Origin of the sequence: Bacillus sp. UMB0893 (assembly GCF_002858905.1) — a bacterium.
Taxonomy (GTDB): domain Bacteria; phylum Bacillota; class Bacilli; order Bacillales; family Bacillaceae; genus Bacillus_P.
This window is the reverse complement of the sequence record NZ_PKLB01000006.1, coordinates 135,456-142,790: the sequence shown is the minus strand read 5'-3', so window position 1 is coordinate 142,790 and position 7,335 is coordinate 135,456. Positions and strand designations below refer to the sequence as shown.

Genomic DNA, 7,335 nt, shown 5'->3' with positions numbered 1-7,335 from the left:
GTTTTGAAACACTTTCTTCATCGGAAGTGCTGGGGAACGTGCGCCAAAAGCGGTTTTGAAACACTTTCTTCATCAGAAGTGCCGGGGAACGTGCGCCAAAAGCGGTTTTGAAACACTTTCTTTATCGGAAGTGCCCGGGAACGTGCGCCAAAAGCGGTTTTGAAACACTTTCTTCATCAGAAGTGCCGGGGAACGTGCGCCAAAAGCGGTTTTGAATCACTTTCTTCATCAGAAGAGACGAAGAACGTGCGCCAAAAGCGGTTTTGAAACACTTTCTTCATCAGAAGTGCCGGGGAACGTGCGCCAAAAGCGGTTTTGAAACACTTTCTTTATCGGAAGTGCCCGGGAACGTGCGCTAAACGCCGTTTTGAAACACTTTCTTCATCGGAAATACGCATATACAAAGCCTATTTGCAGGAGGGGATAGTGGTATTGGTGCAGCAGTAGTAATTGCTTTTGCTAAAGAACTGACGTTGCTGTATCTTACTTTGATGAACATGAGGATGCGAACAGAACAAAAGCGAGAATTGAAGAACTGGGGCGACGTTGTTTATTAATGCCAGGAGATTTGCGAGATAAAAAGCAGTGTATCGACATTGTAGAATAAACAATAGATATGTTTGGTAGATTAGATATTCTTTGTAACCACGTTGGTATTCAATTCCAACAATTAAGGTTGCTGGACATTACGGATGAGCAATTTGATGACACCTTTAAAGGTAACATTTACTCTCACTTTTATACAACTAGAGCAGCACTGCCACATTTAAAACCTGGCAGTTCGATTATTAATACGTCCTCTGTTGTAACCTATATAGGAGAGCAGCAAATGATTGATTATACAGCCACAAAAGGTGCTAATGTTGGTTTTACACGGGCCCTGGCTAAAAACATCGTGAAACAAGGGATCCGAGTCAACGCTGTCCTCCCGGCCGAATTTGGACGCCGCTTATTGCGGCAAGTTTTTCATCAGACCAAGTCGCTGTATATGGAGCATCTAATCCAATGGAACGAGTTGCCCATCCGTTTGAACTAAGCACCAACCTATGTCTACCTAGCTTCCTATGATTCTCGCTTTGTTACCGCTCAAGTGCTTCATGTTAACGGGGGAGAATCCTCACATTCCTAATGTGCGATATCTAAGGAGGTTGCCAATTTGGAATATGAATTTAACGCAGAAGTAAAGCTATTGCTACTGAACTATTCTGATGAAAACGTAAAGATGATCTATAATCCCCTTTCCTGGTCAATGTCAAAAATAGGACTCAGACCGCCATACTATGCATACCCAAGTTACGAGCTGAATTATCCTATAATTTAAATACTTAACAAGTAAAAAGACTTCTATATGTATTAAGGGGTTCCGTTAATGGAGAGAAACAGTACAAATAAATATAAATTAGTAGACCAATTCGCATAGCGAATTGGTCTATCCTTTTTATTGATATATCAAGATTTATAGCCATTTCTTATGAAATAATTGGTATTAAGCACCTTGGGGCAGGTTAGTTCAATAACAAATCATAGTATTGTTGGAAAAAGATAAAAAGTCGAGAGATTAATCGTTTTTGATTCATTGTTTTTTTAATAGATTAGCGAATTATAAGAGCGCTATTCTGTAATGTAGAAGGAAAGGAAAGCACCAACATTCCAAATTTCCTATAGGTGGTTTGAGACTCGTTTCTATTTATGATGTCACAAATGTAAATTTTTCTTTGCTTACTACTGGGTTATCAAACTGATATACTCTTTCGATATAAATTTGATGCCATATCATGAATGTGAAAATTGACCAAAGCTTTCGACTGTTATCTCTCTTTTCAATAACATGATCAGCAAGTAATTTATAGATCTCTTCTTTGTTAAATAGAGAGTCTGTTTGGCTGTCATTGATTAACTGGAGAGCCCAATCATACATTTCATTTTTCAGCCAATGTCGAATAGGAACTGGAAACCCGAGTTTTTTTCTGTTCCATACATGTTGTGGCACTATGCCTTTTGCTGCTTCCCGCAGAAGAAATTTGGTCTGACCATTTTTTATTTTTTGGCTGCTGGTTAGTTTTGAAGCGGCGCTGAAAACCTTTTTGTCCAAGAAAGGCACTCTTACTTCTAGCGAGTTAGCCATCGACATTTTATCTGCCTTTAATAAAATGTCTCCTTTCAGCCAGGTTTGGATATCAATGTTTTGCATTTTTGTGACATCGTCATATGATAAAGAATTGGCGTATAGCAGATCCGTTACTTTTTCATTTTCTGCATTAGATAGATATTGAACCAATAGATGCTTCTTTTCTTTTTCATTAAAAATATTAGCATTGCCGATATACCGTTTATTCAGGGGGGTAACGCCCCTCTCTATTAAGCTTTTCCCTCTGACCCCATCCGGAATGCGACTCGCGACAACTTTTAATAGAGCTTTTATGGGAGACGGTATATAGGTAAACATTTGTAATGATTGGGGTTCCCTATATATATTATATCCCCCGAACAATTCGTCTGCTCCTTCTCCGGATAAGGCTACCTTTACATGCTTCCGGGCTTCTCTGGCCAGGAAATATAAAGGAACAGCAGCAGGATCAGCTAACGGATCATCCATATGCCAAATAATCTTCGGCAAATTGTTCATGAATTCCTCCGGACTGATTAGATATGATATATTTTCTACATCTAAATGATGCGCCGTTTCTTTGGCAATATCAATCTCACTGTACCCTTTCGTTTCAAAGCCTACTGAAAAGGTTTTAATCTTAGGATTTACTTCTTTTGCTATAGAAACGATAAAGGAAGAATCAATCCCTCCAGATAGGAAGGCCCCAATAGGCACATCACTTCTCATATGAACGTTTACAGAATCTATTAAAGTATCTTGGATTTCTTTTATTAACTTAGAGTTTTCTATGTTAGATGGTTTAAATTGTGGTTCCCAATAAGAAAAAATCTTCATTCTTTCTCCTGGCTTTTGGGTGAAATAATGACCTGGTGATAATTTTTTAATAGATTTAGTAATCGTATTAGGTTCAGGAACATATTGAAAGCTTAAAAAATGCTGGAAAGAATGAATGTCCAACTCATCTTCAATGGCTTTTAACATCGATTTTTTTTCGGAAGCGAAATAAGTGATATCCAACTGCTCACTATAGAAGAAAGGCTTAATCCCAAAATGGTCTCTGGCACCATACAGTCTCTCCTCGAGCTTGTCCCAAATGACAAAGGCAAACATGCCGCGCAGTTTACGAGCGGTTTCTTCCTTTATTCTGCTATAGAGAGCAATGATGACTTCCGTATCGGTATCTGTGCTGAACGTGTGCCCGCATTCCATCAATTCTGCTTTAAGCTCGACATAATTATATATTTCTCCATTAAAGACAATCCAATATCTTTCATTTTCATAAGAGAGAGGCTGACTGCCCTTCTCCACATCTATGATACTTAATCTTCTAAAACCAAAATTCACATATTCACTGAAAAAATACCCTTCATCATCGGGGCCTCTATGGATAATCGTTTGATTCATTTCCTTTACTTTTTCTTTATTCTCATTATTCAGTGCCCAGGGACGACTGCTTAAACACCCTACAAATCCGCACATTATCTCCACCTGCTTTTCACTTCATTTTTTGTATTGTTGTAGCCAATTGGTTTGCAAACTGCTTTCTATAATTTTCCTTTTCATCTCACTTAAATTAGTATAGAAGGATGGATGCTATAATTGGTTACAAAATAGTTACAGAATAGTGGATAAGAAGATTGATATCAGGGATTGTGGTTCCTACTGTATAAAGGAGATGCGGGTTATAGAAAGTCCATTCATCCAAATGTTCACTGCTGCTAATATTGTAATTTTTTTGTAACCCTTAATCTGTTAAGGAATTTTATAATGAAGTTATCCATTATGGATCAAATTGGATTAAATGATAGGAGTATACAGTGTGGATTATAGAGCGAAATGGAAGTTATTGATTTATATCTCGATTGGGATTATGTTATCAGGCTGCAGCATGGCAAAATCGCCCGCTGATTTAATTGAATACCCTCAGCTGCATGACGGGGGAAAGCTGAAAGTAAAGGATACATTAAATCATCTTTTGCCATCTGGCATAGAGTATATGACACCCGAACAAGCTGCCATAAAACAGTCCATATTCATTGAAGATGTAAATGGTGACGGGAAACAAGAAGCTTTTATTTTATATAGAAATCTAAAGAGAAACAAGCAAGTTCATTTACTGGTTTTACAGCAAAGAAATAAAGATTGGGCGCAAATATCAGATATCGAATCGGATTATAACAATCTTGATTATTTTGGGCTTCACGATTTGGATGAGGATGGAGTAATGGAAATAACAATGGGTTTAGGGACCTCGGATTTCGAAACCGAGAAACAGCTGTTTATATATCAGTGGGATAAGGCTGGGCTCAAGAAACAAATGAAGCGAAGCTATCATTTACTAGACATCGCGGACTATGACGGAGATGAAAAAATGGATGTTCTTCTTGTAGACGGAAAAAGAAGAGAATCCTTTACAGCAGAGTTGTTCCGCTATGAAAAAAGTACGCTAGTGTCAGTTTCGGCCGTGGATTTAGAAGCATTTTCCTTTCATGTGAATATGGTGAAAGGTAATTTAAACGACGGCAATAAGGCATTATTTATTGATAGCACGATTGGCGTCCATTCCATGCTGACTGAAATTATAGCGTATGATCATGGGAAACTGGTGAAAGTCGGGGAGAAAAATGACGGTTTACAAATGAAAAAATATCCCCTGTACAGCAAAGATATAAATGAAGATGGTGTAACAGAGGTAGGCGAGATGTATATCCCTCAAGGCTGGGAGGATGCCTTATTCGAGGACATCCCATTTATCGAATTTTATTCAACGTCTTCCATAATGGGGGCTTCCAAAAAGATTACAGAACGGTTTACCGACCAGGTCCGCAGGTTTTACATAGAGATTCCTTCTGAATGGCATGGTAAGGTCACAGTGAAAAAGATCAGAAATGGAATTCAATTACTATCGGTTTCCAATCAGAAGCCAGTATTTGAGGTGAAATGGGTAAAAAAACAATTCTCTGAACCTTCAAAAGCAGTATTGAAGGAAACAAAGGATACCGTTTTTTATTCTGATCTGAAAGAAAATGATACGTTTCCTTTTGATCAGTTTCATTTGATGGGAAGCGAGTTTTAAGTGAGGGAGAAAAATGAATAGAATCCTTGTTGTTGAAGATGAACTATCTATACGCAGTTTTGTTTGCTTAAATCTGAAAAAGAGAGGTTACGATGTATGGGAAGCGGAAACAGGAGAAGATGCTTTGAGCTTTTATCAAAAGGAACAATTTGATATCGTGGTGCTTGACCTTATGCTTCCGGGGATAGACGGGTTTGAAGTTTGTCAAGAAATAAGAAAGTTAAATCAGACGGTTGGGATTATTATGCTAACAGCAAGAACTCAAGAGAAGGATAAGGTGGAAGGCCTTATACTCGGAGCCGATGATTACTTGTTTAAACCATTCAGCATGGTCGAGTTAGAAGCTAGAATTTTTTCTCTTTTGCGCAGGATCAATCTAAGCGGCAGAGTTTTATTAGAATACAGTGAAAAGTTTGTCTCAGGTCCCTTTCAGATAGAATCAAAAAACAAAAGACTTCTATGCTCAGGCAGAGAGATTAACCTAACACCAACTGAATATTCGATTCTCCATTTTTTAATGAGTCATCAGAACAGAGTTTTTACAAGGGACGAAATGTTAGATGAAGTGTGGGGTGAAAACTATGTAGGTGATTTAAAAGTAGTCGACGTTAATATTAGGCGCATTCGCCAGAAAATAGAGAGTAATCCTTCCTCCCCTGTCTATTTATGTACCGATTGGGGACATGGATATCTATGGAAGGGTTAGACGATGAAACGTAAAGTCATTCTATATTTCATGATTATCATTATCCTGACTTTAGGCTTAGTAATGGCTGTGTATGGGGTTGCGTTAATAAAGTATTATTACGGGGGTATAGCCAATACTTTTCAAAACCATGCCGAAGCCATCAACCCTATTTGGGAAACGGGAAATGAGCTCAATTATGGGAGTCTCGAGGACTATAGCGATCCTGTGATTAAAAGCTATCAATATGACGGAGCAGAATTACAGTTATTAAATAATGAAGGTGAACTTATACAATCATCAACAGGCTTTTATGAAGAACAAACCTACTCCATCGATCCTAATGTCTTTTCCTATCACACCATATATAAAAAAGAGGGGCTTGAACAATCAGGAGAGAAAGTATTGGCTGTCTACACACCTCTTCTGTTAGATGGACAAGCAGTAGGTGTCCTTCGCTATGTTTCTTCTTTAACTAAGGTGCACGATTTAATTAGGAGTTTACTAGGATACGGATTCTTAATATGTCTAGGTGTTGCAGCCATTGTCTTTCTTGTCAGTCTTCGCCTGGCTGATTCCATTGTGAGGCCTTTTAATAAAATTATTCAGTTTACACAGGAAATGTCAAAGGGCCGGTTTGAGAAAAGAATAGAAGAAACCTTTCCTTATGAACTTGGCGAAATGTCGAGTACGCTTAATTATATGGCTGAAGAAATCGTTAAAATGGATCGGTTAAAAACGGATTTCATCTCTTCGATATCACATGAACTTCGAACGCCTTTGACGGGGATAAAGGGTTGGGTAGAGACAATGGAGTCACCGGAGGGCTTAACGGAAGAAGAGTCAAAATTCGGCTTGCGTATGATTAACAGTGAATCTGAACGCCTTATGAATTTAGTTGAAGATCTATTAGATTTCTCAAAGTATGAGTCAAATCGGGTCACACTTGTCCCGACCGTGTTCGAATTTGATAGACTCATAAAAGATGTAACGTTACAGCTTCAAAATAAAGCTACAGAGAAAGACGTTCAGATGAAGCTAGTATGTACCCCTGTTTTAATCAATGCTGATGGCGACAAGATAAGACAGGTATTATTAAATTTGTTGGATAACGCAATAAAGTTTTCTGAAAGAGGCAGTGAAATTCAAATATATCAGTACTTAAAAGAAGATATGGCCGTCCTGAAAATCCAAGATCAAGGTATTGGGATCAAGCAGGAAAAATTAAAATATATTATGGATTCATTTTACAAAATTGATTCAAAATCGAATGGGACAGGGCTTGGATTAGCAATCACCCGAAATATCGTCGATAAACATGGAGGAACCGTAGAAGTGAAAAGCGAGTATGGTAAAGGAACAACTGTATTTGTTTGTTTGCCTTTGAATGGAATGAAAAAGGAGAAAAGCCAGACGCCGAAACGCTCATGATTTATATAAAAATCTTTCAATATGGAGGGATAA

General features: G+C 38.1%; 4 protein-coding genes and 1 pseudogene. 4 read left to right on the top strand and 1 reads right to left on the bottom strand.

Annotated features, from left to right (window positions below; all coding sequences use genetic code 11):
- Window positions 1-404 precede the first annotated feature (404 nt).
- A pseudogene (locus CYJ36_RS14325) lies at window positions 405-1,129 on the top strand (SDR family oxidoreductase); the annotation flags it as partial.
- A gap of 558 nt (window positions 1,130-1,687) precedes the next feature.
- Here the strand turns inward: CYJ36_RS14325 and asnB are convergent.
- A complete protein-coding gene (gene asnB, locus CYJ36_RS14320) occupies window positions 1,688-3,589 on the bottom strand; it encodes an asparagine synthase (glutamine-hydrolyzing) (protein WP_101567943.1) in 1,902 nt (633 codons plus the stop codon).
- Window positions 3,590-3,929: 340 nt separating this feature from the next.
- On the opposite strand from asnB, the gene CYJ36_RS14315 reads away from it, so the two are divergent.
- The 3 genes from CYJ36_RS14315 to CYJ36_RS14305 are packed head-to-tail and all read left to right on the top strand — an operon-like array spanning window position 3,930 to window position 7,302.
- Window positions 3,930-5,186 carry a VCBS repeat-containing protein gene (locus CYJ36_RS14315; RefSeq protein WP_257962487.1) on the top strand — a complete coding sequence of 419 codons (1,257 nt, stop codon included), beginning with the start codon at window positions 3,930-3,932 and terminating at the stop codon, window positions 5,184-5,186.
- Window positions 5,187-5,199: 13 nt separating this feature from the next.
- Window positions 5,200-5,892, top strand: coding sequence for a response regulator transcription factor (locus tag CYJ36_RS14310; protein WP_101567941.1), 693 nt, complete (start codon window positions 5,200-5,202; stop codon window positions 5,890-5,892).
- 3 nt (window positions 5,893-5,895) lie between these two features.
- Entirely contained in the window at window positions 5,896-7,302 is a 1,407-nt protein-coding gene (locus CYJ36_RS14305; RefSeq protein WP_101567940.1) for a sensor histidine kinase, read from the top strand.
- Window positions 7,303-7,335: the final 33 nt, after the last annotated feature.

What these genes read in the sequence shown, in the direction of transcription:
- asnB (WP_101567943.1), bottom strand. Translation starts at nt 3,589, where the DNA reads ATGTGCGGATTTGTAGGGTGTTTAAGCAGTCGTCCCTGGGCACTGAAT.
- CYJ36_RS14310 (WP_101567941.1), top strand. Translation starts at nt 5,200, where the DNA reads ATGAATAGAATCCTTGTTGTTGAAGATGAACTATCTATACGCAGTTTT.
- CYJ36_RS14305 (WP_101567940.1), top strand. Translation starts at nt 5,896, where the DNA reads ATGAAACGTAAAGTCATTCTATATTTCATGATTATCATTATCCTGACT.